Annotated in this window: 32 protein-coding genes and 1 pseudogene; 20 read left to right on the forward strand and 13 right to left on the reverse strand. The window is 71.9% G+C overall.

From position 1 onward, the window contains the following. Positions 1–130 precede the first annotated feature (130 nt). From ACIBBH_RS39030 to ACIBBH_RS39045, 4 genes are all read right to left on the reverse strand, one after another. Positions 131–259, reverse strand: a complete 129-nt coding sequence (locus ACIBBH_RS39030) for a tyrosine-protein phosphatase (RefSeq protein WP_399413182.1) — start codon at positions 257–259, stop codon at positions 131–133. 24 nt (positions 260–283) lie between these two features. Then, on the reverse strand, positions 284–433 hold the full coding sequence (locus tag ACIBBH_RS39035) for a hypothetical protein (protein WP_399413184.1): 150 nt from the start codon (positions 431–433) through the stop codon (positions 284–286). After that, positions 433–1,209, reverse strand: a complete 777-nt coding sequence (locus ACIBBH_RS39040; protein ID WP_399413186.1) for an SDR family NAD(P)-dependent oxidoreductase — start codon at positions 1,207–1,209, stop codon at positions 433–435. The genes ACIBBH_RS39035 and ACIBBH_RS39040 overlap by 1 nt, the downstream gene beginning before the upstream one ends. A 91-nt stretch (positions 1,210–1,300) precedes the next feature. Then, positions 1,301–1,639: a YnfA family protein gene (locus tag ACIBBH_RS39045; RefSeq protein ID WP_399413188.1), complete on the reverse strand. Its 339-nt coding sequence runs from the start codon at positions 1,637–1,639 to the stop codon at positions 1,301–1,303. A 183-nt stretch (positions 1,640–1,822) separates the two neighbouring features. Between ACIBBH_RS39045 and ACIBBH_RS39050 the strand changes: the two genes are divergently transcribed. Next, complete coding sequence (locus ACIBBH_RS39050; protein ID WP_399413189.1) at positions 1,823–2,242, forward strand: hypothetical protein; 420 nt, start codon at positions 1,823–1,825, stop codon at positions 2,240–2,242. 72 nt (positions 2,243–2,314) lie between these two features. After that, a complete protein-coding gene (locus tag ACIBBH_RS39055) occupies positions 2,315–2,812 on the forward strand; it encodes a MarR family winged helix-turn-helix transcriptional regulator (RefSeq protein WP_399413191.1) in 498 nt (165 codons plus the stop codon). Positions 2,813–2,821: 9 nt separating this feature from the next. On the opposite strand, the gene ACIBBH_RS39060 is transcribed toward ACIBBH_RS39055, so the two are convergent. Continuing rightward, positions 2,822–3,226, reverse strand: a complete 405-nt coding sequence (locus tag ACIBBH_RS39060; RefSeq protein ID WP_399413193.1) for a winged helix-turn-helix transcriptional regulator — start codon at positions 3,224–3,226, stop codon at positions 2,822–2,824. A 119-nt stretch (positions 3,227–3,345) separates the two neighbouring features. Between ACIBBH_RS39060 and ACIBBH_RS39065 the strand changes: the two genes are divergently transcribed. The 3 genes from ACIBBH_RS39065 (at position 3,346) to ACIBBH_RS39075 (ending at position 6,749) form a co-directional block, all read left to right on the forward strand. After that, positions 3,346–4,236 (forward strand): NADP-dependent oxidoreductase, encoded by an 891-nt coding sequence (locus ACIBBH_RS39065; RefSeq protein WP_399413195.1) that lies wholly within the window; start codon positions 3,346–3,348, stop codon positions 4,234–4,236. A 341-nt stretch (positions 4,237–4,577) separates the two neighbouring features. Next, entirely contained in the window at positions 4,578–5,306 is a 729-nt protein-coding gene (locus tag ACIBBH_RS39070) for a response regulator transcription factor (protein ID WP_399413292.1), read from the forward strand. Continuing rightward, positions 5,307–6,749: an ATP-binding protein gene (locus ACIBBH_RS39075; protein WP_399413197.1), complete on the forward strand. Its 1,443-nt coding sequence runs from the start codon at positions 5,307–5,309 to the stop codon at positions 6,747–6,749. A 137-nt stretch (positions 6,750–6,886) separates the two neighbouring features. Here ACIBBH_RS39075 and ACIBBH_RS39080 read toward each other — a convergent pair whose 3' ends face one another. Both ACIBBH_RS39080 and ACIBBH_RS39085 read right to left on the reverse strand, forming a co-directional pair. Then, entirely contained in the window at positions 6,887–8,320 is a 1,434-nt protein-coding gene (locus tag ACIBBH_RS39080; protein ID WP_399413199.1) for a phosphatidylglycerol lysyltransferase domain-containing protein, read from the reverse strand. Positions 8,321–8,510: 190 nt separating this feature from the next. Beyond that, positions 8,511–8,807, reverse strand: a complete 297-nt coding sequence (locus ACIBBH_RS39085; RefSeq protein WP_399413201.1) for a hypothetical protein — start codon at positions 8,805–8,807, stop codon at positions 8,511–8,513. A 362-nt stretch (positions 8,808–9,169) separates the two neighbouring features. Between ACIBBH_RS39085 and ACIBBH_RS39090 the strand changes: the two genes are divergently transcribed. Continuing rightward, positions 9,170–9,343 carry a hypothetical protein gene (locus ACIBBH_RS39090; RefSeq protein WP_399413202.1) on the forward strand — a complete coding sequence of 58 codons (174 nt, stop codon included), beginning with the start codon at positions 9,170–9,172 and terminating at the stop codon, positions 9,341–9,343. A gap of 307 nt (positions 9,344–9,650) precedes the next feature. Here ACIBBH_RS39090 and ACIBBH_RS39095 read toward each other — a convergent pair whose 3' ends face one another. Continuing rightward, positions 9,651–10,028 (reverse strand): hypothetical protein, encoded by a 378-nt coding sequence (locus ACIBBH_RS39095; protein WP_399413204.1) that lies wholly within the window; start codon positions 10,026–10,028, stop codon positions 9,651–9,653. Between the two features lie 207 nt (positions 10,029–10,235). Here ACIBBH_RS39095 and ACIBBH_RS39100 point away from each other — a divergent pair, with 207 nt between their 5' ends. Continuing rightward, entirely contained in the window at positions 10,236–10,430 is a 195-nt protein-coding gene (locus ACIBBH_RS39100; protein WP_399413294.1) for a hypothetical protein, read from the forward strand. Here the strand turns inward: ACIBBH_RS39100 and ACIBBH_RS39105 are convergent. Beyond that, entirely contained in the window at positions 10,375–10,794 is a 420-nt protein-coding gene (locus ACIBBH_RS39105; RefSeq protein WP_399413206.1) for an arsenate reductase ArsC, read from the reverse strand. The genes ACIBBH_RS39100 and ACIBBH_RS39105 overlap by 56 nt on opposite strands. A 135-nt stretch (positions 10,795–10,929) precedes the next feature. Here ACIBBH_RS39105 and ACIBBH_RS39110 point away from each other — a divergent pair. Continuing rightward, a pseudogene (locus tag ACIBBH_RS39110) lies at positions 10,930–11,474 on the forward strand (aquaporin); the annotation flags it as partial. Positions 11,475–11,477: 3 nt separating this feature from the next. On the opposite strand, the gene ACIBBH_RS39115 reads toward ACIBBH_RS39110, so the two are convergent. Further along, complete coding sequence (locus tag ACIBBH_RS39115; RefSeq protein ID WP_399413208.1) at positions 11,478–11,846, reverse strand: ArsR/SmtB family transcription factor; 369 nt, start codon at positions 11,844–11,846, stop codon at positions 11,478–11,480. A gap of 128 nt (positions 11,847–11,974) precedes the next feature. Between ACIBBH_RS39115 and ACIBBH_RS39120 the strand changes: the two genes are divergently transcribed. After that, positions 11,975–13,333 (forward strand): NAD(P)-binding domain-containing protein, encoded by a 1,359-nt coding sequence (locus tag ACIBBH_RS39120; protein ID WP_399413296.1) that lies wholly within the window; start codon positions 11,975–11,977, stop codon positions 13,331–13,333. A 28-nt stretch (positions 13,334–13,361) separates the two neighbouring features. Next, positions 13,362–13,769, forward strand: a complete 408-nt coding sequence (locus ACIBBH_RS39125) for an ArsI/CadI family heavy metal resistance metalloenzyme (RefSeq protein WP_399413210.1) — start codon at positions 13,362–13,364, stop codon at positions 13,767–13,769. 27 nt (positions 13,770–13,796) lie between these two features. Here ACIBBH_RS39125 and ACIBBH_RS39130 read toward each other — a convergent pair whose 3' ends face one another. Continuing rightward, positions 13,797–14,102, reverse strand: a complete 306-nt coding sequence (locus ACIBBH_RS39130) for an STAS domain-containing protein (protein WP_399413212.1) — start codon at positions 14,100–14,102, stop codon at positions 13,797–13,799. 470 nt (positions 14,103–14,572) lie between these two features. On the opposite strand from ACIBBH_RS39130, the gene ACIBBH_RS39135 reads away from it, so the two are divergent. The 3 genes from ACIBBH_RS39135 to ACIBBH_RS39145 all read left to right on the forward strand — a co-directional run bounded on the left by ACIBBH_RS39135 (position 14,573) and on the right by ACIBBH_RS39145 (position 17,375). Then, positions 14,573–14,992: a PepSY domain-containing protein gene (locus ACIBBH_RS39135; protein ID WP_399413214.1), complete on the forward strand. Its 420-nt coding sequence runs from the start codon at positions 14,573–14,575 to the stop codon at positions 14,990–14,992. Positions 14,993–15,189: 197 nt separating this feature from the next. Next, positions 15,190–15,909, forward strand: coding sequence for a response regulator transcription factor (locus ACIBBH_RS39140; RefSeq protein ID WP_399413216.1), 720 nt, complete (start codon positions 15,190–15,192; stop codon positions 15,907–15,909). Further along, the gene (locus ACIBBH_RS39145; protein ID WP_399413218.1) at positions 15,906–17,375 is read left to right on the forward strand and encodes a sensor histidine kinase; all 1,470 of its coding nucleotides are present in this window, start codon (positions 15,906–15,908) and stop codon (positions 17,373–17,375) included. The genes ACIBBH_RS39140 and ACIBBH_RS39145 overlap by 4 nt, the downstream gene beginning before the upstream one ends. Before the next feature lie 32 nt (positions 17,376–17,407). Here ACIBBH_RS39145 and ACIBBH_RS39150 read toward each other — a convergent pair whose 3' ends face one another. Then, positions 17,408–17,653, reverse strand: coding sequence for a hypothetical protein (locus tag ACIBBH_RS39150; RefSeq protein ID WP_399413220.1), 246 nt, complete (start codon positions 17,651–17,653; stop codon positions 17,408–17,410). 21 nt (positions 17,654–17,674) lie between these two features. After that, positions 17,675–18,112: a hypothetical protein gene (locus ACIBBH_RS39155; RefSeq protein ID WP_003974483.1), complete on the reverse strand. Its 438-nt coding sequence runs from the start codon at positions 18,110–18,112 to the stop codon at positions 17,675–17,677. A 530-nt stretch (positions 18,113–18,642) separates the two neighbouring features. On the opposite strand from ACIBBH_RS39155, the gene hemL reads away from it, so the two are divergent. From hemL to ccsB, 7 genes are all read left to right on the forward strand, one after another. Then, a complete protein-coding gene (gene hemL / locus ACIBBH_RS39160) occupies positions 18,643–19,962 on the forward strand; it encodes a glutamate-1-semialdehyde 2,1-aminomutase (RefSeq protein ID WP_399413298.1) in 1,320 nt (439 codons plus the stop codon). Continuing rightward, a complete protein-coding gene (locus ACIBBH_RS39165) occupies positions 19,959–20,684 on the forward strand; it encodes a histidine phosphatase family protein (RefSeq protein WP_399413222.1) in 726 nt (241 codons plus the stop codon). Before hemL ends, ACIBBH_RS39165 begins: the two co-directional genes overlap by 4 nt. Positions 20,685–20,839: 155 nt before the next feature. Next, the gene (locus ACIBBH_RS39170; protein ID WP_399413224.1) at positions 20,840–22,126 is read left to right on the forward strand and encodes a hypothetical protein; all 1,287 of its coding nucleotides are present in this window, start codon (positions 20,840–20,842) and stop codon (positions 22,124–22,126) included. Between the two features lie 66 nt (positions 22,127–22,192). Then, positions 22,193–22,780: a TlpA family protein disulfide reductase gene (locus tag ACIBBH_RS39175; protein WP_399413226.1), complete on the forward strand. Its 588-nt coding sequence runs from the start codon at positions 22,193–22,195 to the stop codon at positions 22,778–22,780. 1 nt (position 22,781) lies between these two features. Then, a complete protein-coding gene (locus ACIBBH_RS39180; RefSeq protein ID WP_399413228.1) occupies positions 22,782–23,555 on the forward strand; it encodes a cytochrome c biogenesis CcdA family protein in 774 nt (257 codons plus the stop codon). A gap of 3 nt (positions 23,556–23,558) precedes the next feature. Further along, positions 23,559–25,286 (forward strand): cytochrome c biogenesis protein ResB, encoded by a 1,728-nt coding sequence (locus tag ACIBBH_RS39185; protein ID WP_399413230.1) that lies wholly within the window; start codon positions 23,559–23,561, stop codon positions 25,284–25,286. Continuing rightward, positions 25,283–26,365 carry a c-type cytochrome biogenesis protein CcsB gene (ccsB, locus tag ACIBBH_RS39190; RefSeq protein ID WP_399413232.1) on the forward strand — a complete coding sequence of 361 codons (1,083 nt, stop codon included), beginning with the start codon at positions 25,283–25,285 and terminating at the stop codon, positions 26,363–26,365. Before ACIBBH_RS39185 ends, ccsB begins: the two co-directional genes overlap by 4 nt. Positions 26,366–26,536: the final 171 nt, after the last annotated feature.

Genomic DNA, 26,536 nt, shown 5'->3' on the forward strand with positions numbered 1-26,536 from the left:
CTCGGCCATCTCCCCAGGTGTCACACCACCACAACGACACCCACAGCCCAACAGACATGCCACTCACGAGTGAAACTGACCAAGCCCTACTAGGCGCGGTAATGGGAAGTGAGCCGCTTCTCCAGCAGCGTCATCGGTTGCCCAGGGCGTCGGCGCGGTGGAGGCGGCCGGGGCGGATGCGGTGGCGGCCGTCCGGGGTCGGACAGCCGCCCAGCTCACGGAAGTTGTGCAGGCGCTCGAAGGGTATGTGTCTGTCCACGGCCCCCGAGTCTGCCCGCCGCGTTCAGTGTCCGTGCCGTACCGCGTAGATCATGACGAACGCCACGATGTGGATGCCGAAGAGGAAGTACGCGAGGCCGTACCAGACCTTGCGTTCGTCCTTCGCCTCCTGTTCCAGGCGGCGCCTTTCCCGCGCCTTGTCCTCATCGGTCATCACAGTTCCCGGTGGACCTTGGTGTTGGACGCCTGTGCGCGCGGGCGGACCACCAGGAGGTCGATGTTGACGTGGCTGGGGCGGGTCACCGCCCAGGTGACCGTGTCGGCGACATCGTCGGCGGTGAGGGGTTCGGCGACGCCCTCGTAGACCTTGTCGGCCTTCTCCTGGTCGCCGCCGAAGCGGGTGAGGGCGAACTCGTCGGTGCGGACCATGCCGGGCGCGATCTCGATGACCCGGACCGGCCGGCCGACGATCTCCAGACGCAGGGTCTCGGCGAGGACGTGGGCGCCGTGCTTGGCGGCGACGTAGCCCGCGCCGCCCTCGTAGGTGCCGTGACCGGCGGTGGAGGAGACGACCACGACCGTGCCGTCGCCGCTGGCCACCAGCTTGGGGAGCAGGGCCTGGGTGAGATTCAGCGTGCCGATGACGTTCGTCTCGTACATCGTGCGCCAGTCCGCCGGGTCGCCGGTGGCGACCGGGTCGGCGCCGAGCGCGCCGCCCGCGTTGTTGACGAGGACGCCGACGGTCGTGAAGGCGGTGGCGAACGCGTCGACGGCCGCGCGGTCGGTGACGTCGAGCTGGTACGCGGTGGCCGAGTGGCCGGCCGCGGTGAGCTCCTCCGCCAGCGCCTCGATACGGTCCTTGCGGCGGGCGGTGAGGACGACGCGGTAGCCGGCCGCGGCGAGTTGCCGGGCCGTGGCGGCGCCGATTCCGCTGCTCGCACCGGTGACGACGGCGATGCGGGAGGCGGCGGACGGGGCGGCGGTGGCCATGGGGCGGCTCCTCGTGCGTACGGGTGATCGGTCTGTGTCCAGGGTAGGTGAGCCCGGTGGGCCCGCGGCGGGGCCGTCCGCCTCCGAATGGTCAGCCGCCGCCCCGCGGCGCCCACATGATGACGGCCATCCCGGCGAGGCAGACGAGCGCGCCGGTGATGTCCCAGCGGTCGGGGCGGTAGCCGTCGGCGACCACGCCCCACAGGATCGAACCGGCGACGAAGATCCCGCCGTACGCGGCGAGGATCCGGCCGAAGTGGGCGTCGGGCTGGTAGGTGGCGACGAAGCCGTAGGCGCCGAGGGCGAGTATCCCGCCGACCGCCCAGAGCCAGCCGCGGTGCTCGCGCACGCCCTGCCAGACCAGCCAGGCGCCGCCGATCTCGAAGAGGGCGGCGACGACGAAGAGGGCGGCGGAGCGCAGGACGAGCATGCGGGCAGCTTCGCATGCCGGGCACGGGCGCTGTGGCCGGCGTCCACGTCACCTGATGGACGGCGCCTGCCACTCGCTCTTCGTGGCATACATCCCGTACATGCGCATATATGAGGAGTGGGTGCTATGCGGGGTGTGAGAGGTCTGCGAAGTCTTGCGGTCTGCGGGGCCGCAGGGTTGGCGGTGGCCGGGGGCGGTGGGGCCGCCTGGGCCGGTGATCCCGAGGCCGACCTGGTGTATCACGGCTCCGCGATGCTGACCGGCGACCAGGTCGACGTGTGGCTGACCCCGCGCGACAACGGCCCGTCCGCCGTCGAGGACGCCAGTGTGCGGCTGCGTTGGTCGGTCCCGCTCGCGGACGGACAGCAGCTCCCGGCCGGGTGCGTCCGCACGGAGGAGCGGGCGGTGGTGTGCCGGACCGGAGCGCTGGCCGTGGGCGGGTCGGGTGGGCAGATCGCGCTGTCGGTGCGGCTGAAGGAGCGGTCGTCGGAGGTGACGCTGGAGGTCGGGACGGCGTGGAACGGCGGTGCGACGGACGGCGACAAGGCGAACGACCTGGCGCGGGTGCTGGTGCTGGCCACGGGGGACACCTACGTGTTCTGAGCCGCGGCGACCGGGGAGGGCGCGGCTCCTGCGTCGTACGATCTCTGCACGGCGCAGACGAAAGGGGCAGGCATGTCCGGGAGCGGTAACGGCGGCGGCGACGGGAACGGCAGGGCGCGGCTGCTGGCGGAGCTGTCCACGGTCTCCCGCCGGTACATGGCGTCGTACGCCCTGTTCAACCAGGCCGTCGCCGACCATCTCGGGCTGCACCCGACCGATCTGCAGTGCCTGAACCTGCTCACGCTGGAGGAGGCGCCGGTGACCACCGGCCGCATCGGGGAGCTGACCGGGCTGACGACCGGGTCGGCGACGCGGCTGGTGGACCGGCTGGAGAAGGCGGGGTACGTCGTCCGGGAGCGGGACGCGGTGGACCGGCGGCGGGTGCTGGTGGCGACGGTGCCGGAGAAGGTCGCCGAGTTCGGGCGGATGTGGGACAGCCTGGGCGGCGCCTGGGAGGCGCTCTTCGACGACCTGGGCGACGCCGAACTCGCGGTGATCGTCCGGCACATGCGGCGGACGGTGGAGCTCAGCGGGGAGCAGATCGCCCGGCTGCGGGAGGGCCGGGTCTGATCCCGGGACTCACTCGGGGTTCTCGGAGTCGTACCGCTCCCGGGCCTCCCGCACCTCCTCGAAGTGGGTCTCCGCCCAGTCCTTCACGGCGGTGAGCAGGACGGCGAGGCTGCGGCCGAGCGGGGTGAGTTCGTAGTCGACCCGGACCGGGACGGACGGGGTGACGGTGCGGGACAGGATGCCGTCCCGCTCCAGGGTGCGCAGGGTCTGGGTGAGCATCTTGGGGCTGACGCCGGCGATCCGGCGGCCGAGGTCGCTGTAGCGCAGGGGGCCGGCCGAGAGGGCGGCGACGACCAGGCTGACCCACTTGTCGCTGAGCCGGCCGAGGAGCTGGTTGGTCGGGCAGCCGCGCAGGAAGGCGTCGTACTCGACGCGGGCCTGTTCGCGCCGCTGTGCCGCCGTCATGGTCGCCATGGGCTCTCCTCCGGGTCACCAACGCACCTTCAGGTAACTACTATCCAATCGATAGTAGCTCTTCCTAGGGTTGTCGCAGCGGTCGAACGACCGGAAATCCGTATCCAGGGGGAGTTGACATGCGTGCTGCTGTGGTGAAGACGTTCGGCGGGCCCGAGGCCGTGGAGATCGTGGAGGTGGAGCTGCCCGAGCCGGGTGCGCGCGAGGTGCGGATCAAGGTCGCGGCCAGTGCGCTGAACCCGGTGGACGCGGGCGTGCGGTCCGGGGCGTTCGGCGGGGCCGGTGAGCAGGTCGGACTCGGCTGGGACATCGCCGGGACGGTGGACGCGGTGGGGGCGGCGACCGAATGGAACGCGGGCGACGAGGTGGTGGCGCTCGACTACGGCATGGCGGAGCCGCTGGGTGCGCACGCCGAGTACGTCGTCGTGCCCACCGACGCGGTGGCCAAGGCACCCGCGACGGTGGACGCGGTGCACGCCTCCACCCTGCCGCTGAACGCGCTGACCGCCGCCCAGGCCCTGGACCGGCTGGAGCTGACGCCGGGTCGGTCGCTGCTGGTGACGGGCGCGGCGGGCGCGGTCGGCGGGTACGCCGTGCAGCTCGCCGCCCACCAGGGCATCGCGGTGACCGCGCTGGCCCGGGAGGGTGACGAGGAGCTCGTACGCACCCTGGGCGCCGCGCACTTCGCGTCCGGTGGCATCGCGCCGGCGAGCTTCGACGCGGTGCTCGACGCTGCGGTGCTGGGCGAGCCGGCCCTGGAGTGGGTGCGGGACGGGGGCGCGTACGTCGGTGTCATCCCGCAGGCCCAGCCCGCACCGGTTCGCGGGGTGCGCACGGCGGCCGTCGAGGTGACCGCCGACGGCACCCGGCTGGCCGAGCTGGTCCGGCTGGTGGACGAGGGCGTGCTGACCCTGAGGGTGGCCGAGACGTACTCCCTGGAGGAGGCGGCCAAGGCGCACGCCCGGCAGGCGGAGGGCGGGGTACGGGGGCGGCTGGTGCTCGTCCCCTGACCGGTGGCCTTCGGTGGCCGATGCCCCACGCTGAGGCTCACGTCCGCGGCGTGGGGGACCGGGGGATGGGGCGGCACGATTGCCGGCAGCTACGGCAGCTACGGCAGCTACGGCAGCTACGGCAGCTACGGCAGCTACGGCGGTACGGCTCCCGTGGCTGCCCGGGCTGACGGGCGCCGGTCCCCGTCAGCCGGCCCGTCCGGGGCGGCAGCCCCCAGGCACGGGGCCCCGAGCAGGGTGCGCCCGTGACGGTGAGAGCCAGGTAAAAAGGGTGATCGTAGGCCCACTCGCCCCGGCCGAACCGCCGGAGGCCTTGGCAGACTGGGGACGTGTCCCCGACTGTGCTGCTCGCCGAAGACGACCGTGCCATCCGTCATGCCCTGGAGCGTGCCCTGGCCCTGGAGGGCTACGAGGTCACGGCGGTCGCCGACGGCGTCGAGGCGCTCGCGCAGGCGCACCGGACCCCGCCGGACGTCCTGGTCCTGGACGTGATGATGCCGGGCATCGACGGCCTCCAGGTCTGCCGGGTCCTGCGCGCCGAGGGCGATCGCACCCCGATCCTCATGCTCACCGCCCTGGTGGAGACCGCCGACCGCATCGCGGGCCTGGACGCGGGCGCCGACGACTACGTGGTCAAGCCGTTCGACGTCGAGGAGGTCTTCGCCCGCCTGCGCGCCCTGCTCCGCCGTACCAGCCCGGTCACCGCCGCCCCCACCACCGGCAACGACACCGGCACAGAGGTGAGCAAGCCGGATCCCCGGCTCGCCGAGCGCCGGATCGAGGCCGCCGACCTGTGCATGGACCTCCAGGCCCGCCGGGCCTGGCGCGGCACGCGGGAGCTGGAGCTGACCCGCACCGAGTTCGAGCTGCTGGAGCTGCTCGTCCGCAACGCCGGGATCGTCCTCGACCACTCCACCGTCTACGACCGCATCTGGGGCTACGACTTCGGCCCCGGCTCCAAGAACCTCGCCGTCTACGTCGGCTACCTCCGCCGCAAGCTCGACGAACCCGGCGCACCGCAGCTGATCCACACCGTCCGAGGCGTGGGTTACGTACTGCGGGAGGACTGAGTGGGCCGCCCCGGGCGGCTGCTGGTCCGGCGCCGGCCCAAGCTGGTGTCGCTGCGCACGACCTTCGCCGTGTCCTTCGCGGCCGTCACCGCCGCCGTCACGATCCTCGTCGGCATCCTCTCCTACGGTGCCGCCGCCCGCCTGGTCCGCGTCGACCAGCAGTCCGTGTTCACGCAGGTCGTGCAGGACGTGCAGGACGAGGTGCGGCAGCACGAGATGGTGCCGGACGACTTCTCCTCCTCCCGCCCCGGCCACGACGTCGTACGGCCCGCCCGCACCGACGTCCAGGTGCTCGGCGCGCGGGGCGACATCGTCGACCACGGCAGCCCGGTCCTGCCCGTCACCGCCCGCGACCGGGACACCGCGGGGGCGGCGGCGGCCGGGAAGCTGGTCGAGCACAAGGACGTCCGGGTCGGCGAGGACCTCTTCCGCATCGCGACCGTCGCGCTCGGCGACGGGCGGGGCGCGGTGCAGGTGGCGCAGGAGTTCAGTGACACCGAGGACCTGCTGCGGGCGCTCCAGCAGCGGACGCTGGCCCTGATGGCGGCGGTCGTGGTCGCCGCCGGGCTGTTCGGCTGGTGGCTGGCCCGCCGGATCACCCGCCGTCTGGTGATCCTCACCTCGGCCGCCGAGGACGTCGCCCGCACCCGCCGGCTCGGCATCGAGGTGCCCGTCGCCGGATACGACGAGGTGGGCCGCCTCGGCCGCGCCTTCGACCGCATGCTGGGCCGCCTCGCCCAGTCGGAGGAGGACCAGCGCCGCCTGGTCCAGGACGCGGGCCACGAACTGCGCACGCCGCTGACCTCGCTCCGTACGAACATCTCGCTGCTGCGCCGCATCGACGAGCTGCCTCCCGCCACCCGCGAGGAACTCGTCGCCGACCTCACCCAGGAGGCTCGGGAACTGACCGACCTGGTCAACGAGCTCGTCGACCTCGCGGCCGGCCAGTCCGACAGCGAGCCCCCGCAGCGCGTCGACCTCGCCGACCTCGCCGAGGACGTGGTGGGCGTGGCCCGCCGCCGTACCGGCCGCGACATCGTCCTGCGCGCCGCCGGCGACACGACGACCGACGGCCGCCCCGGCATGCTGCAGCGCGCCATCTCCAACCTGGTCGAGAACGCCGCCAAGTTCGACCGCGACGGCAAGGCCGCCATCGAGGTCAACGTCACCGGACCCGCCAGGGCGGGCATGGTCCGTGTCGAGGTCCTCGACCGGGGCCCCGGCATCGCCGACGGCGACCTCATCCGCATCTTCGACCGCTTCTACCGCGCCGCCGACGCCCGCTCCCTGCCCGGCTCCGGCCTCGGCCTGTCCATCGTGCGGGAGGTGGCCACGGCGCACGGCGGGGCGCCGTTCGCCTTCCGGCGGGAGGGCGGGGGTGCGGTGATCGGGTTCACGGTGGGCGGGGGCGGCGTCGTGGGCGGTACGCGTGGCGGGGCCTGAGGGGCACATTCCGCGCCCCCACCCGGTCGGGGCCCGCTCGGGGCCGGCGTGTCCCACTCCGTGCTTGACCGGTTGTCCCGCCGGACGGACGTCAGAGCGTCATCCTCCGCAATCCGCGATCAACGGGCTGCCGTCCGTCAGGAACAGGACGGGGACTTGCGACGTCCCGGCAGGCCCGGCAGCGCGGGCGCCGTGAGGAACCCCTCGGCCCGGGCGCTAGCCAGTCCGATGCGGGGGATGTCGCTGCTCTTGGCGAAGAGCAGGAAGCGGGGCTCCCACACGGGCCGGTACTTGGCGTTGGCCCGGTACAGGGACTCGATCTGCCACCAGCGGGAGAAGAAGGTGAGGACCGAGCGCCACAGGCGCAGGACCGGACCGGCGCCGAGACGGGAGCCGCGTTCGAAGACGGACCGGAACATGGCGAAGTTCAGGGACACCCGTCGTACGCCGAACTCCCCCGCCCGCATGAGCAGTTCCACGACCATGTACTCCATCAGGCCGTTCTCGCAGGCCCGGTCCCGGCGCATCAGGTCCAGGGAGAGGCCGTGCTCGCCCCAGGGGACGAAGCTCAGCAGGGCGCGCGGCTCGCCCTCGGCGTCCCGGCACTCGAGCATCACGCAGCGGCCGTCGGCGGGGTCGCCGAGGCGGCCGAGGGCCATGGAGAAGCCGCGTTCGGTGGCGCCGTCGCGCCAGTGGTCGGCGCGGTCGATGAGCAGGGCCATCTCGTCGTCGGGGATGTCCTCGTGGCGGCGGATGCGGATGGTGTAGCCGGCGCGGCGGACCCGGTTGTGGGCCTGGCGGACCACGCGCATCGCCCGGCCCCCCAGGGTGAAGTCGGCCAGGTCGACGATCGCCTCGTCGCCGAGTTCCAGGGCGTCCAGGCCGTGCCGGGCGTAGATGGTGCCGGCCTCCTCGCTCGCCCCCATGACGGCGGGCGTCCAGGCGTGCCGGCGCGCCTCGGCGAGCCAGGCGTCGATGGCGCCGGGCCAGGCCTCGGGGTCGCCGATGGGGTCGCCGGAGGCGAGGCTGACGCCGCCGACGACGCGGTAGGTGAGGGCGGCCTTGCCGCTGGGGGAGAAGACGACGGCCTTGTCGCGGCGCAGGGCGAAGTAGCCGAGGGAGTCGCGTTCACCGTGCTTCGCGAGCAGGTCCCTCAGCCGGCGCTCGTCGTCCTCGCCGAGGAGGGCCTGGCCGCGCGGGGCGCGGAAGCAGGCGTACAGGACGAGGAGGAAGGTCGCGGCGATCAGCACGTTGATGATCACGTCGACCCAGCGGGGCGCGTGCACGGCGTCGACCCGGTCGGCGAGCGGGCCGACGCTGATGCCGCGCAGCAGGGTGTACGCGATCCGGTCCTGGAGCGTGGCGCCGGGCACCTTGTTCGTCGCGTCCACGAGCAGCGTGCCGAGGGTGGCGATGTTCACTACGGCGAGCAGCCGCAGGTACCAGACGGTGGCCGCGGCCGCCCGCGCCCGCAGCAGCGGGCCGGGGAGGGCGGGGACGCGGCGCGGGGTGCGCGGGGCGGGCACCTGTGGGGGGTGCAGGGTCGACTGCTGTGCGGGCAGTGGGGGCATGGTGAGCGGTCACCTTGGTACGGGCGGGGACGGGGACGGGTGGCAGCCGGTCGCGCGGTCCGTCGCGCGCCTTCGCCACCGCTGACCCTACAGTTTGTAGGGTAACGGAGCCTGGCGGCCGCCGTCCGGAAACTGTGCCACGCGAGCCGGCGCGTGCCAGGGCGCGTATGGCGCCGGGCACGCCCGCGGCTCACCCGGCCCGGTCCTCCGTACGCCGCCGGGCCGCCGTCAGCAGCCACGCCAGGTTGCCCACCGCGGCCCCGGCCGCCACCACGGCGGCGATCACCCCGGCCGTGGCCAGCCCGTCGCCGAACAGGTGCGGCCGCCGGTCCAGGCTGTGCAGCCCGAACCCGCACAGCTCGTACACCCCGGCGGCGGCGATCGCCAGGCTCACCACGAGCACGACGACCGTCGGCGCCAGCGTCCGCACGGCCGGTGCCGCGCCCGGTTGTGATGGGCGCACTTCCCGCGTGTCGGCGTCCCGCATGTTTCCCCCGTCGAACAGAGGCCTCCACCGGTGCCTGTGCACCGGTGCCTGCTGATCCATGACTGCTCAGAAAGCAGTTGGGAACCTACGATACGTAGGGGCCGGTGCGTCTTGGGCGGACCACCGTGCGGATACGCATCAGTGCGGACCTGGAGGGCGTCACCGGGCTCCGTACTTGTGAACGACGCCACGGCCCCATGCGCAACCTCCCGCCCGCGGCCCTGCACCCGGCGGCCCGCCTGGTCCGCGGCGGGCCCAAGCAGATGGGGGCATGCTCAGGGACTCACCGGTGAGTACGACACCGTCGTCTGCGTCGGTTGCCACTCCCGGCCGGCGCCCACGGCGTGCTGAGCCACAGTTTCATGGGGCACGAGATCGAGGACATCTGGCTGGACGGCCGCCCCGTCGGCGAGATCGGCCTGGCCCGGGCCACCGCGGCGGCGATCGGCGTGCCCGTGGTTGGTCGCCCTCTGCCGGCGACGACGCGGCCTGCGCGGAGGCGACGGACCGGGACGCGGCATCGTCACGGCCCGTGAAGTACGCGCGCGACCGCTTCGGAGCTGCGCCCCGCGGCCGAGGCTCACCAGGAGATCGAGGACGCGGTCATCCGGGCCCGCCCTCGCCGCCATCCCCGACCCGGCCCCGCCCGCGACCGGCGCCGTCACCCTCGCCGTCCGCCGGCAGTCCTCCTCCGTGGCCCGCCACCCTGCCGGGCATCCCCGGCGTCACTGCCACCGGCAGCCGCACCGGGCGAGCGGCCGCCTTCCCTCTCTCCACCGCCAGTCCGGCGCGTGGACGCGGGTGGCGGCCTCGCTGACCCATCAGCCGCCGTACTGCTGACGTCTACGGCTCGAGATTCACCGTCTGAGTCGTCGACGTGCCGAGCGGCCGCTTGAGCGTGAACGTGTCCCGGTACTTGGCGCCTTCCTCGCAGGTCACCGTCGCGGTGGCCTTCACGCCCTTCTTGGAGACGTTCTTGAAGGTGACCTTGTAAGCGCCCGAGTCGCCTACGTCCGGACCGCTGTCCCTGCGGGTTTCCTGGCCCGTCGTGATCGACACGGTGGCGGGGGAGGTTCCGTCCTCGCAGTCATCGACCGATCCCTGAACCGTGACCGTCTTGCTGTTCGGATCGGCTCCCGCAGGGCCCGCCGCCGCGAGCGAGGCCAGCCCCGTCAGAGGGAACACCGCTGAGACGGCGAGAATTGCGACACGGTTGCGCATGATTTCTCCTAGCTTGTCGGCTCCTCTCTCCAACGTCGGGCTTCCGACCTGTGCGGATCAAGGGAAAGAACTACCCACGGGGGCCGGGGTAGGACTACCCGGTGTGACGCCGCGACCGGCGGTGTGGCCTGTATCGCTGGCTCGGGGTGGAGAGGCAGGCCCGGGTGTGGGTACCCCCCGTGACGAGCGGAGCCCGGATGCGAGGGGCTGCCCCACGAAGAGGCCGCGGAGGCCGCCGGCTGCCCCGCCGGGACGATCCGCTCGCGGGTGGCACGGGCCCGGGCGACCCTCGTCGAAATCCTCGCCGACGCCGAGGAAGCGCGCGTCCCGGTGTCCGCCACGCAGGTCACGCCTCCTGCTCGGCGTCGATCTCGGCGATCAGGGCCTCGATCCGGGTCCTGATGTCGTCGCGGATCGGACGGACGGCCTCGACACCCTTGCCGGCCGGGTCCTCCAGGGCCCAGTCGAGGTACTTCTTGCCGGGGAAGACCGGGCAGGCGTCGCCGCAGCCCATGGTGACGACGTAGTCGGACGCCTGGACGGCCTCGGTGGTCAGGATCTTCGGCCTGGCCTCGGAGATGTCCACGCCGACTTCCCTCATGGCCTCGACCGCGGCCGGGTTGACCCGGTCGCCCGGGACGGAGCCGGCGGAGCGGACCTCGATCCGGTCGCCCGCGAGGTGGTCGAGGAATCCGGCTGCCATCTGCGAACGCCCGGCGTTGTGGACGCAGACGAACAGCACGGAGGCGAGCGGGCTGGAGGGCATCGGGTTTCCTTCGTGAGTGGCTCAAGAGGGTTGTTGCGACGGGGACCGAGCAGACCAACCTCTCGACCACTTTAAGGTGCTGCGAGGTCCTGCCCCTGCCCACCGCCGCCACGGCGACCGCACCGAGGAGTCCTGTTGACCGCCACCGAGGCCACCGAGCACGACAAACCGGGGAAATGCGCGACAGCGCCCGGCGCTGAGCCGCAGCCCGCCCGGGTGCCACCCCGCCCCGGACACCGCCGCTGATCGCCAGGGCCGCCGCCGAACTGGTCGGCACGGCGGCGCTCGTCGCGATCGTCGTCGGCTCCGGCATCCAGTCCACCGAGCTGACCAAGGACGCCGGCCTGCAGCTGCTGGCCAACTCCACGGCCACCGTCCTCGGCCTCGGCGTCCTGATCACCCTGCTCGGCCCGGTCTCCGGCGCGCACTTCAACCCGGCCGTCACCCTGGCCGAGTGGTGGACCGCCCGCCGCGGCGGCGCCGGAGTCACCGTCCGAGAGGCGGACGTCTACGTCCCCGCCCAGATCGCCGGCGCGATCGCGGCCGCGATCCTGGCGGACGCGATGTTCGGGGAGCCGCTGGTGAAGTGGTCCTCCCATGACCGCTCCGCCGGACACCTGCTGCTCGGCGAGGTCGTCGCCACGGCCGGCCTCATCCTGCTGATCTTCGCTGAGAGCCGGCGCTCAGCCGGCGGTCTTCAGCATCCGGCCCATCGCGGCCACCACAGACCGTTCGACGCGGTAGTAGACCCAGGTGCCGCGCCGTTCGGAGGTGAGCAGCCCGGCCTCCTTGAGCTTCTTCAGGTGGTGGGAGACGGTCGGCTGCGACACCCCGACGTCGGAGATGTCGCACACGCACGCCTCGCCGCCCTCGTGCGAGGCGACCAGCGAGAACAGGCGCAGGCGCACGGGGTCGCCGAGCGCCTTGAACATCCGGGCGGTCCGCTCGGCCTCGTCGGCCGTCAGCGGACGCTCGGCCAGCGGCGGGCAACAGGGCGCCGCGGTCTCCGGGGCGCCGGGCTCCAGCAGCGGCAGCGCCTTGGTATTCGACATACGTCTATGTTGACACACGTCGAACCACCAACCTTGGGTTCGATGGATGTCTATGTTGACGATCGTCGAAACAGGTGGGACGCTGGGAGCTCAAGATATCGATGAACGTCGAAGCAAAGGGGATCGCCGTGAGCGCCTCCACCACCGACCAGCTGCCCGTCGTGGTCGTCGGAGCCGGCCCGGTCGGGCTGGTCGCAGCCGCCCACCTCGTCGGACGCGGCCTGCAACCGCTGGTCCTGGAGGCCGGCCCGTCCGCCGGTACGGCCGTGCGGGACTGGGCGCACGTGCGCCTGTTCTCGACGTGGGCCGAGATCACCGACCCGGCGGCCGAGAAGCTCCTGGCCCCCACCGGCTGGACCCGCCCCGACGGCACGACGTACCCGACCGGCGGCGACTGGGCCGAGCGCTACCTCCAGCCGCTCGCCGACGTCCTCGCGGACAAGGTCCGCTACGGAGCGACGGTCACGGGCGTCGCCCGCGCCGGCCGGGACCGCATCGTCGACTCCGGCCGCGAAGAACAGCCCTTCACGGTGCACGTCCGCACGGCGGACGGCCGCGAGGAGCGCGTCACCGCGCGCGCGGTCGTCGACGCCTCCGGCACCTGGTCGACTCCCGGCCCGCTCGGCGCGAACGGCCTGCCCGCCCTCGGCGAGAAGACGGCGGCCGACCGTGTCTCCTACCGCGTCCCGGACCTGAAGGACCCGGCTGTCCGCGCCCGTTACGCGGGCAGGCGCACCGCGGTCGTCGGCTCCGGGGCTTCGGCGTTCACCGCCCTCGCGTACCTCGCCGACCTGGCGAAGGAGGAGGCCGGCACGCACGCGGTGTGGATCCTGCGCCGCGGCATCGGCGCCGGCACCTACGGCGGCGGCGAGACCGACCAGCTGCCCGCCCGGGGCGCTCTCGGTCTGCGCGCCAGGGACGCCGTGGAGAGCGGGTACGCCTCCGCCGTCACCGGCTTCCGCACGGAGACCGTCGAGCGGGACGGCGGCCGGCTCGTCCTTGTCGCGGAGGACGGCCGCCGCCTCGACGCGGTGGACGAGGTGATCGTCCTGACCGGCTTCCGCCCGGATCTGTCCTTCCTCTCGGAGGTACGCCTCGGCCTGGACGAGCGCCTCCAGGCGCCGACCGCGCTGGCCCCGCTCATCGACCCCAACGTCCACTCCTGCGGCACCGTCCACCCGCACGGCGTGAAGGAGCTCTCCCACCCGGAGCAGGGTGTCTACCTGGTCGGCATGAAGTCCTACGGCCGCGCGCCCACGTTCCTCGCCATGACCGGCTACGAGCAGGTCCGTTCCATCGCCGCCGCGATCGCGGGCGACCAGGAGGCCGCCGGGCGCGTCGAGCTCACCCTCCCGGAGACCGGGGTGTGCGGCGGCGCGGGCCTGTTCGACGAGCCGGAGAACGCCGAGCAGTCCGGCGGCTGCTGCTCCGCACCCACCACCCTCCAGATCGGCATCGGCGCCCCGGCATCCTCCGGCGGCTGCTGAACCCCTCACCCACGCAAGGAGGCACGTCATGCCGTCCCGAGTACAGCTCGCCCTCCGCGTCCCCGACCTCGCCGAGTCCGTCGCCTTCTACCGCAGGCTCTTCGGCACCGGACCCGCCAAACTCCGCGACGGCTACGCCAACTTCGCCATCGCCGAACCCCCGCTCAAGCTCGTCCTGATCGAAGGCGCCGCGGGGCAGGACACGCGCATGGACCACCTCGGCGTCGAGGTCGAGACCGCCGAAGCGGTCCACGCGGCCGCCACCCGCCTGCGCGAGGCGGGCCTGGCCACGACCGAGGAGAACGACACCACCTGCTGCTACGCCCTCCAGGACAAGGTCTGGGTGCACGGCCCCGGCCGGGAACCCTGGGAGGTGTACGTCGTCAAGGCCGACGCCGACTCGCTCGCCAAGCGGCGGAACAGCACCTGCCGCTGACCACCCGATGACCGGCCTTCACCCGGATCAGGGCGAGGCCGCGTCGTCGACGGTGTCCCGCACGTCCAGGACGGCGTCGGCTCCGGTGAGTTCCAGCACGCGCCTGAGCTGTGGTGCGGGCGCGGCCACGCGCAGGCTCGTCTCCTGATGGACGCGCACCACCAGGTTCAGGAACGACGAGTCCGCGAACGTGACCGCGGAAGCGTCCAGCACCACTCGGCGATGCTTCTCGGCGGCTGTCTCCAGCGCGGCGGTCAGCGGGCCGAGGGAATTCATGTCGCAGTCGCCGCGAGCGACGACCACCCACGCCCCGCCCAACTCGTACTGAACCACGCCTGCCGGCTCTGGTACATACCCATTGAGCTGGGCAGGCGGCTCCTGGCCATGCCTGTCGACCGGACTCATGTCCGGAAGTATGCCCGGCCGCGCGGCCCTCCGGCAGAGCGCACCGGGACCGGGGAAAGCATTTACATGGAGCGGGGAAACCGTAAACAGGCGCAAACGGGTGACCCCGGATGCCGGGATCACCCCTCCGGGGTCACTGTGGCCATCCGGCCGGTGACGTAGCCCGAGCCGCCACTGGAGTTGGAGTCGGCGTCGCGGTAACGCGGATCGTCCGAGTCCTACGGGCGGTCGGTGACGTGCCGCCAGCTTCCGCCGGTGCGTCCGGCGAAAGATTGGCCGCCTGCTGGTCTGCCGCTGTCGATTCTCTGGGCTTGCTCTGGACAGCGCGTTCCTAGGGTCGTGACGTCCCCCGGAGGTCCGCCCCCGGACCCCGCTCCCCGAAATCCTGGAGACCTCTGATGCGTGCAATGCCCCGCCGTGCCCTGGCCGCCGCCGCTCCCGCCGCCGTGCTGATGTTCGCCCTGGTGGCCTGCGGTGGCGGTGGCGACTCCGACTCGGGCGGCTCGAAGGCCGCGGACAGCCGGCGGTCGGCGCAGAGCGAGGGCGGCGCGCAGTCGGCGGGCGAGGCCGCCGGGGACACCGATGACAAGAAGGAGCCGCCGCTGACCGGCGAGGTCAAGCAGAAGGCCGAGACCGCGGCGCTCGCCGCGTACCCGGGCACGGTCGTCAAGTCCGAGGAGGACGCGGAGAAGCCCGGCATGTACGCGGTGGAGGTCAAGAAGGAGGACGGCTCGACGGTCGAGGTGTACCTGGACAAGTCGTTCAAGGTCTCGGGCACCAAGCAGGAGGGCACCGAGGAGACGGAGGACGCGGGCTGACTTTCCTCCGTCCGGCGTCGTCACCGTCCCCGCTCACCCCGCCCGGCCGGTCCCTTTCTCCCCCCCCTCGACCGGCCGGGCGGCTTCCCCGCGTCTCCACCGTCCCGGACGCGCGGAGCACCGCTCGTCCCCCAGGCCGCTTGCGAGTTCGCGTGAACAGTCCGACCCGCCTTGCACAGCTGTGCGAGCCTGTCGCCATGCGGCTGCTCCTGATCGAAGACGACGACCGGATCGCCGGGCCCCTCACGGAAGGGCTGGGCCGCTACGGCTTCACCGTCGACCGGGTGCGCACCGGCGCCGCCGGGCTCACCAGCGGCGGCTCTCCCGACCTGGTCCTGCTCGACCTCGGGCTGCCGGACATGGACGGCCTGGACGTGTGCCGCAGCCTGCGCGCCCGCTCGGCCATCCCGATCATCATGATCACCGCGCGGGGTGAGGAGGCCGACCGGGTGGCGGGCCTGGAACTCGGCGCGGACGACTACCTGGCCAAGCCGTTCGGCGTACGGGAGCTGGTGGCCCGGATCCGCGCGGTCACCCGCCGCACCGGCGCCCTGCCGACCGTGCCGCAAACCCCGCAGGCCACGCCCGCAGCGGTGGCCGCACCTCAGCGACTGGGCTCGCTCGAGGTGGACCGGCGCACCCGGCAGGTCCGGGTCGACGGCCGCGAAGTGGCCCTGACCCCACGCGAGTTCGACCTGCTCGCCTACCTCGCCCAGGACCCGGGAGCCGTCCACTCCCGGCAGCAGATCATGGACGCGGTGTGGGACCCGCACTTCTTCGGCCCCACCAAGACCCTGGACGCCCATGTCGCCTCGCTGCGCCGCAAGCTCGGTGACCCGGGCTGGATCACCACCGCGCGCGGCGTCGGCTTCCGCCTGACCGTGCCGGGGGACCCGCCGCCCGGAGCCGCCGGATGACCCGTCGCCTGCTGCTCAGCTACCTGGGCCTGGCTCTGCTCGTGCTGGCCGGCCTGGAGATCCCGCTCGGCTGGATCTACGCCCGCGGCGAGACCGCCCGCTTCTCGCAGAGCGTCGAGCGGGACGCGTCGATGCTCGCCGAGGTGACCGAGGAGAACATCGAGGAGGGCAAGACCGCCGAACTGCCCGCCGTGATCGGCGAGTACGCCGCCGAATCGGGCGGCCGGGTGATCGTGGTCGACCGCAAGGGCATCGTCCTCGCCGACTCCGGTGCCGGTTCCGCTGCCGGACCGGCAACCCGCCCCGGAACCGACCTCTCCCGCGAGCCGGACATCGCCGCCGCCCTGCGCAACCAGACCACGGTCACCACCCGCACCTGCACCGAAGGCGGCGAGGTGCTCTCCGCCACCCTGCCGGGCTCCTCCGGCACCACCGTCCGCGGGGCGCTGCGGCTGACGTACCCGATGACGACGGTCACCGACCGGGTGCACCGCGTCTGGCTCGCCCTCGCGCTCGCCGGCGCCTGCGTCCTGGCCGCCGTCGCGCTGGTCGCCTTCACCCTCGCCCGCTGGATCACCCGCCCGCTGCGCACCCTGGAACGGGCCACCACCCAACTCGCCGCCGGCCACCTCGCCAACCCGCCCGACGCCACCACCGGCCCGCCCGAACTCCGCAGCCTGGCGACCTCGTTCACCCGTACCGCCACCCGGCTGCAGCACCTGCTCAAGGCCCAGCACGCCTTCGCCGCGGAAGCCTCCCACCAGCTCAAGACCCCGCTGACCGCCCTGCGGCTGCGGCTGGAGAACTTCGAGCCCTACCTCGACCCGCGCGCCCACGCCAGCCTCGACGAGACCATCGAGGAAGTCGAACGGCTCGGCCGCATGGTCCAGGGCCTGCTCGCCCTGGCCCGCCTGGAGAACACGGCGACCACTCCCGAGCCGGTCGACCTGGATGCCGTAGTGGCCGAACGGGTCGCGATGTGGGAGCCGCTCGCCGCCGAACAGTACGTCGCCCTCGCCGTCACAGGAGTTCCCGCCGGTCAGGTCTGGGCGATTCCCGGTGCGTTGGAGCAGATCATCGACAACCTGCTCGCCAACGCGCTGCGCGTCTCGCCGCCGGGCAGCACGCTCACCCTCGCCCGCGCCCCCGGCACCGAACTCCACGTCATCGACCAGGGCCCCGGCATGTCGCCGGCAGACCGGGAGCGGGCCTTCGACCGGTTCTGGCGAGCCTCGGACTCCCACCACGACGGCACCGGCCTCGGCCTCCCGATCGTCCGCCACCTCACCCACGCCTCCGGCGGCGAGATCACCCTGCACGCCGCGCCGGGTGGCGGCCTGACCGCCCGCGTCCGCCTGCGCCCCGCCGGCCCCCCTCCCCGACGCCTCGCGCGCCGACCCCACACGGCGGCACCCTCCCACGGCAGCACATCCGCGACCGTCCCCGGTGAACGCGCCGGCGGGTGACGGGCGGCCCGGACGCCCGAGAACCCGGCGCGTCACCGAGCAGGAACCGTACGTGCGGGCGCGGCTTCGCCGTGCACGAGGCGATGGACCAGGTCGGTGCACTGGCCGGACCGCTCGCCGTGCCCGGCATGCGCACGCTCACGGGCGGTGACTGCGGCCCGGCACTCGGCGTGCTCGCCGTCCCGGGCGCTGGGGCCGCTGGTGTGGCTGCGGGCGAGGTGCCCGACCCGGCGGCGTACGAGCGGAGTCCGTACGGCAGGGACGGCGCGGCCACGCACCTGCCCCCACGAAACCCCGGCTCAGGGCCAGACAAGGCAATAAGGCTGATGCCCCGCCTCATGCAACCGATGCGAGAAGTCCTGCCACTCGTGCAGCAACTGGTACACATTGAACGCGTCCCGGGGCCCGCCCCGGTCCGGCACCGTGGACCAGATGAACGCCGCCGCGCCCACCGCTTCCTCGCCGATGCCCCGCAGGGGGTCGACGACGGTCATGGGGAGTTTGACGACCGCGTAGTCGGGGTGCAGGACGACCAGTTCCAGGGGCGGCACCTTGTGCAGGGGGACGCCCTCGATACCGGTGAGGACCATCGCGGCCATCGTCTCCGGCTTGATCTTGGTGAACATGCCGTTCATGCCGAGCTCGTCGCCGCCGAGTTCCTCAGGGCGCATCGAGATCGGGACGCGGGCCGCGGTCGCGCCGTCCGGCGCGCCGAAGTATTTGTACGTCACCCCCACCCGACCACCATTCCTGCTCCCCGCCCTCAGCCGGTCGACCCGACGATCAGTACGTCGGTCGAGCCGCTCCGGCTCATTCGGTACACCCTGTGCCTGACGTGCCTCGGTTGTTTCCTCCGCCTCGCGTCGGTGCCTTCCCCGCCGGGCACGCCGAGGACCCAGGTCATCAGTCCCCTCGCCCAGTCCGCCACCGCGATGCATATCTCCACCCGACTGCTTTTCTAGGACGCGTGGCCCCCGCCGCGCAACCCGATCATCGTGCCAGTGACCTCCCCCACGGCCGCCCGCCGAAACGTGCGGGGAAACAAAGTCCGCGGGACCACGTCCCAGTCTCGCAGATGGCGGAGGCTCGACCACGTGTTTGCGACGGCCGCCACCCGCAGTCGCCCCGCAACCGCCCCCGCAGTCGCCCCGCAGCCGCCCCCGCCTTGTCGGACCCGCCCCCGCGTCGGCCTACCCTGAGGAGGTCACCCTGTCAGCGAAGGTCGGAGAAGCCGCAGGTCATGAGTGAAGCCAACTCTTCGGGAGCGCTGCCGGCAGCGCCCTACCCCTACGAAGCGCCCCTCTCGCAGGCCCTGTTCGACCGCGCGGCCGCCGTCACGCCGGGCGGTGTGAACTCCCCGGTGCGCGCCTTCCGGGCCGTGGGCGGTACACCCCGGTTCATGGCGTCCGGCACCGGTCCGTACCTGACCGACGCCGACGGGCGGGAGTACGTGGACCTCGTGTGTTCGTGGGGGCCCATGATCCTTGGGCACTCCCACCCGGAGGTCATCGCCGCCGTGCAGGAGGCCGTCGCGCGCGGTACGTCCTTCGGTACGCCCGGTGAGGGCGAGGTCGCCCTCGCGGAGGAGATCGTCGCCCGGGTCGAGCCCGTCGAGCAGGTGCGGCTGGTCTCCAGCGGGACCGAGGCCACCATGTCCGCGATCCGGCTGGCCCGCGGGTTCACACAGCGGTCCAAGGTGATCAAGTTCGCCGGGTGCTACCACGGGCACGTCGACTCGCTCCTCGCCGCGGCGGGCTCCGGCGTCGCCACCTTCGCGCTGCCCGACACGCCCGGCGTCACCGGCGCCCAGGCCGGCGACACGATCGTGCTGCCGTACAACGACCTGGAGGCCGTGCACGCCGCCTTCCACGCCCACCCCGGCGAGATCGCCTGCGTGATCACGGAGGCCTCGCCCGGAAACATGGGCGTCGTACCGCCCGCGCCCGGGTTCAACCAGGGGCTGAAGGACGCCTGCGCGCAGAACGGCGCCCTGTACATCTCCGACGAGGTGATGACCGGGTTCCGTACCAGCCGCGCCGGCTGGTACGGCATCGACGGGGTCAAGCCGGACCTGATGACCTTCGGCAAGGTCATGGGCGGCGGTTTCCCGGCGGCGGCCTTCGGCGGGCGTGCCGACATCATGGCGCACCTCGCCCCCGCCGGGCCCGTCTACCAGGCCGGCACCCTCTCCGGGAACCCCGTCGCCACCGCCGCGGGCCTCGCCCAGCTGCGTCTGCTCGACGACGCCGCGTACGACAAGGTGAACGCCGTCTCGGAGCAGATCCAGGGCCTGGTCACCGAGGCGCTCACCAAGGAGGGCGTGGCCCACCGGCTGCAGGCCGCCTCCAACATGTTCTCCGTCTTCTTCACCGACCGCTCCGTGCGGAACTACGAGGACGCCAAGGCGCAGGAGTCCTTCCGCTTCACCGCGTTCTTCCACTCGTTGCTGGCGAACGGCGTCTACCTGCCACCGTCGTCCTTCGAGTCCTGGTTCGTGTCCACGGCCCACGACGAGCGGGCCATCCAGCGGATCGCCGACGCCCTTCCGGCGGCGGCCCGAGCGGCGGCGGAGGCCACCCCGGCATGAGCAACGGCATGAGCGACAACAGCAACGGCAACGGTGCGAACACCGGCAACGACGAGATCACCGTCGTCCACCTCATGCGGCACGGCGAGGTCGCCAACCCGAGCGGTGTCCTCTACGGGCGCCTGCCCGGCTACCACCTCTCCGAGCTGGGCCGGCAGATGGCCGAGCGGGTCGCCGAGCACCTCGCCCCGCGCGATGTGACGTACGTCGTCGCCTCCCCGCTGGAGCGGGCGCAGGAGACCGCGTCCCCGATCGCCAAGGCGCACGGCCTGGACCTGGACACCGACGCCCGGCTCATCGAGGCCGAGAACGTCTTCCAGGGCAAGGCCTTCGGCGTCGGAGACGGGGCGCTTCGCCGGCCGGAGAACTGGAAGCACCTGGTCAACCCCTTCAAGCCGTCCTGGGGGGAGCCCTACGTCGACCAGGTCGTGCGGATGATGGGCGCGCTGAACGCGGCCAAGGACCGGGCGCGCGGGCACGAGGCCGTGCTGGTCAGCCATCAGCTGCCGATCTGGATCGTGCGGTCGTACGTGGAGCGGCGGCGGCTGTGGCACGACCCGCGCAAGCGGCAGTGCACGCTCGCCTCCCTGACGACTTTCACATACCAGGGGGACAGGATCGTCTCCGTCGGCTACTCCGAGCCCGCCCGCGACCTCGTCCCGCCCCATCTGCTGGCCGGCGGGAAGCCGGTGAAGGGGCAGGGGAAGGCGTTCGGGGCCTGAGCCGTCCGGCCGGGCGGGCGCCGCGCTCTCCGGGACGCCTTTGTGACGTTTGTCGCGAATTATCTGAGAAGTACCCGACATGTGGCGGAACCTCCCTGTTCGTCACGCCCTCTGAGTGGGTGACCACCAGCAGGACGTGACGAATCGGGGTTCTCATGCGCACCTTCTCCCGACGGGGAATACTCGGCCTCGGCGCGGGCGCCGCGGCCGCCGCCTCACTCGCGGGCTGCGGCACGCTCGAGGCGTCAGACGGCGGCGGGCACGGTTCCGGTTCCGGCCAGGGGCGGTCCCGTGGTCACGGCGGTGGCAGCGGTGCGCATCCCGCCCGCCCCCTCGGCGACGGCTCGACGTCCTTCACCGGCAAGCAGCCCCGCCAGCCGGCCAGGCCCGAGCCGCTGGAGCCCGGTCAGGAGCCGCCGCAGTTCGTCATCTTCTCCTGGGACGGGGCCGGCGAGGTCGGCAACGGTCTCTTCCCGCGCTTCCTGGACCTCGCCAAGGAGCACGGCGCGAGCATGACCTTCTTCCTCTCGGGGCTGTACCTGCTGCCCGAGTCGAAGAAGCGGCTGTACAACCCGCCGAACAACCCGCGCGGCGCCTCCGACATCGGCTACCTCGCCGACGACCACATCAAGGCGACGCTCACCAGCGTCCGCCGCGCCTGGCTGGAGGGCCACGAGATCGGCACCCACTTCAACGGGCACTTCTGCGGGGACGGCTACGGCTCGGTCGGTCACTGGACCCCGCAGCAGTGGAAGAGCGAGATCGAGCAGGCGAAGTCCTTCGTGAAGGAGTGGCGGACCAATACCGGCTGGACCGGCCTGCCGGCGCTGCCGTTCGACTACGACAAGGAGCTCGTCGGCGGCCGTGCGCCCTGTCTGCTCGGCCAGGACAACCTGCTGCCCACCGCCCGCGAGCTCGGCTGGCGCTACGACGCCTCCTCGCCCGGCGGCCGTCAGGTGTGGCCCGGCAAGCGCCTGGGGATCTGGGACCTGCCCTTGCAGCAGATACCTTTCCCCGGGCATTCGTTCGAGGTGCTCTCGATGGACTACAACATGCTCGCCAACCAGTCCGTCAACTCCACCAGGGCGCCCGCCCACAACTACCCGCGCTGGCGGCAGCAGTCCGCGCAGGCCTACATATCCGGCTTCCAGCGGGCATACGAGACAAACCGGGCACCCTTCTTCATCGGCAACCACTTCGAGCAGTGGAACGGCGGCATCTACATGGACGCCGTCGAGGAGGCCTTCAAGCACATCGCCCGGGAGAAGGAGAAGGGCGCGGACGTGCGGCTGGTCTCCTTCCGGCAGTTCGTGGACTGGCTGGACGCGCAGAAGCCGGAGGTGCTCGCCAAGCTGCGTACGCTGGAGGTCGGGCAGCGCCCGGCGGGCGGCTGGAAGAGCTTTCTGTCGGACGCGAAGTCGGCCTCCTCGAACGCCGCCTGAAATGCGGTTTTCCGCCCGCAAGGGGGGTGCGCAACAGCCTCGGAACGGGCATGCGAAACTTTTCACATGAGTACCCGTAGCCGCGTCCTGCTCGCCGCCACGGCCGCCGCGGCGGCCCTGACCCTGTCCGGGTGCGGCTCCGGCGGGACCTCGGGCGGAGGCGGCAACACCAACTTCGTCACCGGCAACAACGGCATCGACACGGCCCCCAAGGGCAAGCGGGCCGCGGCCCCCGACCTGTCCGGCAAGACCATCGACGGCAAGACCCTCGACGTCGCCGACTACAAGGGCAAGGTCGTCGTCGTCAACATCTGGGGCTCCTGGTGCGGGCCCTGCCGGGCGGAGGCGCAGTACTTCGCGAAGGTCTCCAAGGAGTACCAGGGCAAGGGCGTGCAGTTCGTCGGCATCAACACCCGGGACACCAGCACCACCCCCGCGGTCGCCTTCGAGAAGGAGCACGGGGTCACCTACCCGAGCCTGTACGACCCGACCGGCAAGCTGATGCTCCGCTTCAAGAAGGGCACGCTCAACCCGCAGCTGGTCCCCACCACGCTGATCCTCGACCGCGACGGCAAGATCGCCGCGCGGGCGCTGGAGGCGCTCAGCGAGGAGAACCTGCTGAAGATGCTCAAGCCGGTCCTCGCGGAGAAGTGACGTGAGTGCGCTTGTGACGCTCGCCGCGGTGACGGGCCAGAACGCGACCGTGCGCGACGGCGCCCTGCTCATCGCCCTGCCGGTCGCCGTGCTCGGCGGCCTCGTCTCCTTCTTCTCCCCGTGCGTGCTGCCGCTCGTCCCCGGCTATCTCTCCTATGTGACCGGTGTCACCGGCGCCGACCTGGGGGATGCCCGCCGGGGCCGGATGGTGGCGGGTGCCTCGCTCTTCGTGCTCGGCTTCACAGCCGTGTTCGTTTCCGGCGGGGCACTGTTCGGCTTCTTCGGGCAGACGCTGCAGGAGTACAAGGACACCCTGTCCAAGGTGCTCGGCGTGCTCATGATCCTGCTGGGCGTCTTCTTCATGGGGCTGATGCCCTGGCTGACCCAGCGTGAGTTCCGCTTCCACAGTCGGCCGGCCACGGGCCTGGTGGGCGCGCCCCTCCTCGGCGCCCTCTTCGGGATCGGCTGGACGCCCTGCATCGGCCCCACCCTCGCCTCCGTCGTCGCCCTGTCGTCCCAGCAGGCGAGTGCCGGCAGGGGTGCCATACTGACCGTCGCCTACTGCCTCGGCCTCGGCGTGCCCTTCGTCCTCACCGCCGTCGCCTTCCGCAAGGCCCTGGGCGCGTTCGGCTGGGTCAAGCGCCACTATGTCTGGGTGATGCGCGTCGGCGGCACGATGATGATCGTGACCGGTGTGCTGCTGCTGACCGGGGCGTGGGACCGTCTCGTGCAGGAGATGCAGACCTGGTCCGACGGCTTCACTGTGGGGATCTGATCAATGAGCACGACGGAAAAGACCGGACCCGGCAACTCCCCGGGTGGAGCCGAGGACCAGGACCTCGGGGCGGCCGGCTCCCAGCTGTCCACCGCCCCGCGGGAAGAGATGGTGAGCCTGCCCTCGCTCGGCGTCATCGGCTGGCTCCGCTGGTTCTGGCGCCAGCTCACCTCCATGCGCGTCGCGCTGCTGCTCCTGCTGCTGCTCTCGCTCGGCGCGATCCCCGGCTCGCTGATCCCGCAGACCGGCACCGACGCCGCCAAGGTCGCCGACTTCCGCAAGGCCCACACGACGCTCGCGCCGGTCTACGACAAGCTCGGCCTCTTCCACGTCTACGGCTCGGTGTGGTTCTCCGCGATCTACATCCTGCTGTTCGTCTCCCTCATCGGCTGCATCATCCCGCGCACCTGGCAGTTCGTCGGCCAGCTGCGCGGCCGCCCGCCCGCCGCGCCCAGGCGGCTGAACCGGCTGCCCGCCTCCACCACCTGGCGCACGACGGCCGACCCCGAGCAGGTCCACGAGGCCGCGCTCGCCCTGCTGAAGAAGCGCCGCTTCCGCGCCCATGTCACCGGTGACGCCGTCGCCGCCGAGAAGGGCTACGTCCGCGAGCTGGGCAACCTCGTCTTCCACATCGCGCTGATCGTGCTGCTGGTGGCCTTCGCCTCGGGCCAGCTGTACAAGTCGGACGGCACCAAGCTGGTCGTCGAGGGCGACGGGTTCGCCAACTCGATCCTGCAGTACGACGACTTCAAGTCCGGCAGCCTCTTCCGGAGCGACGACCTGGTGCCGTTCAGCTTCGACCTGAAGGACTTCACGGCCACCTACGAGGCCAGCGGCCCCAACAAGGGCACCCCGCGCGCCTTCCAGGCGAAGATCACGTACAGCAAGGGCGCGTACGGCAAGGAGCAGCCGACCACCGTCAAGGTCAACGAACCACTGAAGATCGACGACGCCAAGGTCTACCTCGTCAGCCACGGCTACGCGCCCGTCATCACCGTCCGCGACGGCAAGGACAACGTCGTCTACCACGACGCCGTACCGCTGTTGCCGCTCGACGGAAACGTCACCTCGCAGGGCGTCATCAAGGTCATGGACGGCTACAGGAACGCCCGGGGCGTCAGCGAGCAGCTGGGCGTCCAGGCCTTCTTCCTGCCGACCTACGGCGGGGGCGCCTCGGTGCTCTCGCAGTTCCCGGCACTGCTGAACCCGGTGCTGAACCTGGCGCCGTACCACGGCGACCTCGGCGTCGACTCGGGACTCCCGCAGAGCGTGTACCAGCTCGACAAGAGCCACATGAAGGAGTTCAAGGACTCCAAGGGCGCGCAGCTGAGGGACAACCTGAAGCCCGGGCAGACCATGCGGCTGCCGAACGGCGCCGGCTCGATCACCTTCGAGAAGGACGTCAAGGAGTGGGCGGGCTTCGAGATCGTCCAGGAGCCCGGCAGCGGCTGGGCGCTCGGCGGCGCGCTCGCCGCGATCTTCGGTCTCGCCGCGTCCCTGTTCATCCAGCGCCGCCGCGTCTGGGTGCGGGCCGTCCGGGGCGCCGACGGCGTCACGGTCGTCGAGATGGCCGGGCTCGGCCGCAGCGAGTCCGCCAAGGTGCCCGAGGAACTGGGCGACCTCGCCGGAATCCTCTACGACCAGGCGCCGGGGGCACCCGACGCCGACGACGACCCATCAGAATCCCCCGACCCCCAAGCCGTACCTGCCGAAGGGGCTGAGCAGCAGTGACTCTCGCCGCCGCGACCAACGAACACCTCGCGAGTATCAGCAACACGCTGATCTACTCGTCGATGGCCGTCTACACCCTGGCCTTCTTCGCGTACATCGCCGAATGGCTCTTCGGCAGCCGCAGCAAGGTGGCCCGTACGGCCGCCGCGCTGACCGCCGACAGCGGGAAGAAGGCGGGGGCCCCCGCCGTCACCGTGAAGAACGCCGGCGGCACCGCCGTACTGGAGCGGCCCCAGGTCGTCGTCCGGTCCGCGAGCGGTGCCCGGGACGTGCCGGACGGCCCCGGCGCGCACGGCGGTGACGAGCAGGGCGACCTCTACGGCCGGATCGCCGTCTCGCTCACGATGCTCGCCTTCCTCATCGAGCTGGGCGGTGTCGTCGCCCGCGCAGCCTCCGTGGAGCGGGCGCCGTGGGGCAACATGTACGAGTTCAACATCACCTTCTCCACGGTCGCGGTCGGCGTGTACCTCGCGCTGCTGGCGCTGAGGAAGAACGTCCGCTGGATGGGCCTGTTCCTGGTCACCTCGGTCCTGCTCGACCTGGGCCTCGCGGTCACCGTCCTCTACACCGCCAGCGACCAGCTGGTCCCCGCCCTGCACTCGTACTGGCTGTACATCCACGTCTCCACCGCGATCTTCTGCGGCGCGGTGTTCTACGTCGGCGCGGTCGCCACGATCCTGTACCTCTTCAAGGACTCGTACGAGAACAAGCTCCTCAGCGGCGGCAAGCCCGGTTCCTTCGCGACCTCCGTCCTGGAGCGGCTGCCCGCCTCCGCCTCCCTCGACAAGTTCGCCTACCGCGTGAACGCGGCCGTCTTCCCGCTGTGGACGTTCACGATCATCGCGGGCGCGATCTGGGCGGGCGACGCCTGGGGCCGCTACTGGAACTGGGACCCGAAGGAGACCTGGTCCTTCATCACCTGGATCGCCTACGCCTGCTACCTGCACGCCCGCGCCACCGCCGGCTGGAAGGGCCGCAAGGCCGCCTACCTGGCCATGATCGCGTTCGGCTGCTGGCTGTTCAACTACTACGGCGTCAACATCTTCGTCAGCGGCAAGCACTCCTACGCGGGCGTGTGACTCCCCCGCGGCGAAGCGACTGGATACGAATCTGCGGAAACGCATCCGCGCGGGGATCACGACGCCTTGAAGGAGGGCCAGGGCACCAGCAACACCGCCGTCCTGCGCCGGGCGGTCGTCGACAAGGCGGGCCGGCGCCCGTAACGGGGGTGCACAACCCCCGGCTCAGGG

This window comes from Streptomyces sp. NPDC051636 (assembly GCF_044453765.1).
In the GTDB taxonomy this organism is placed as follows: Bacteria; Actinomycetota; Actinomycetes; order Streptomycetales; family Streptomycetaceae; genus Streptomyces.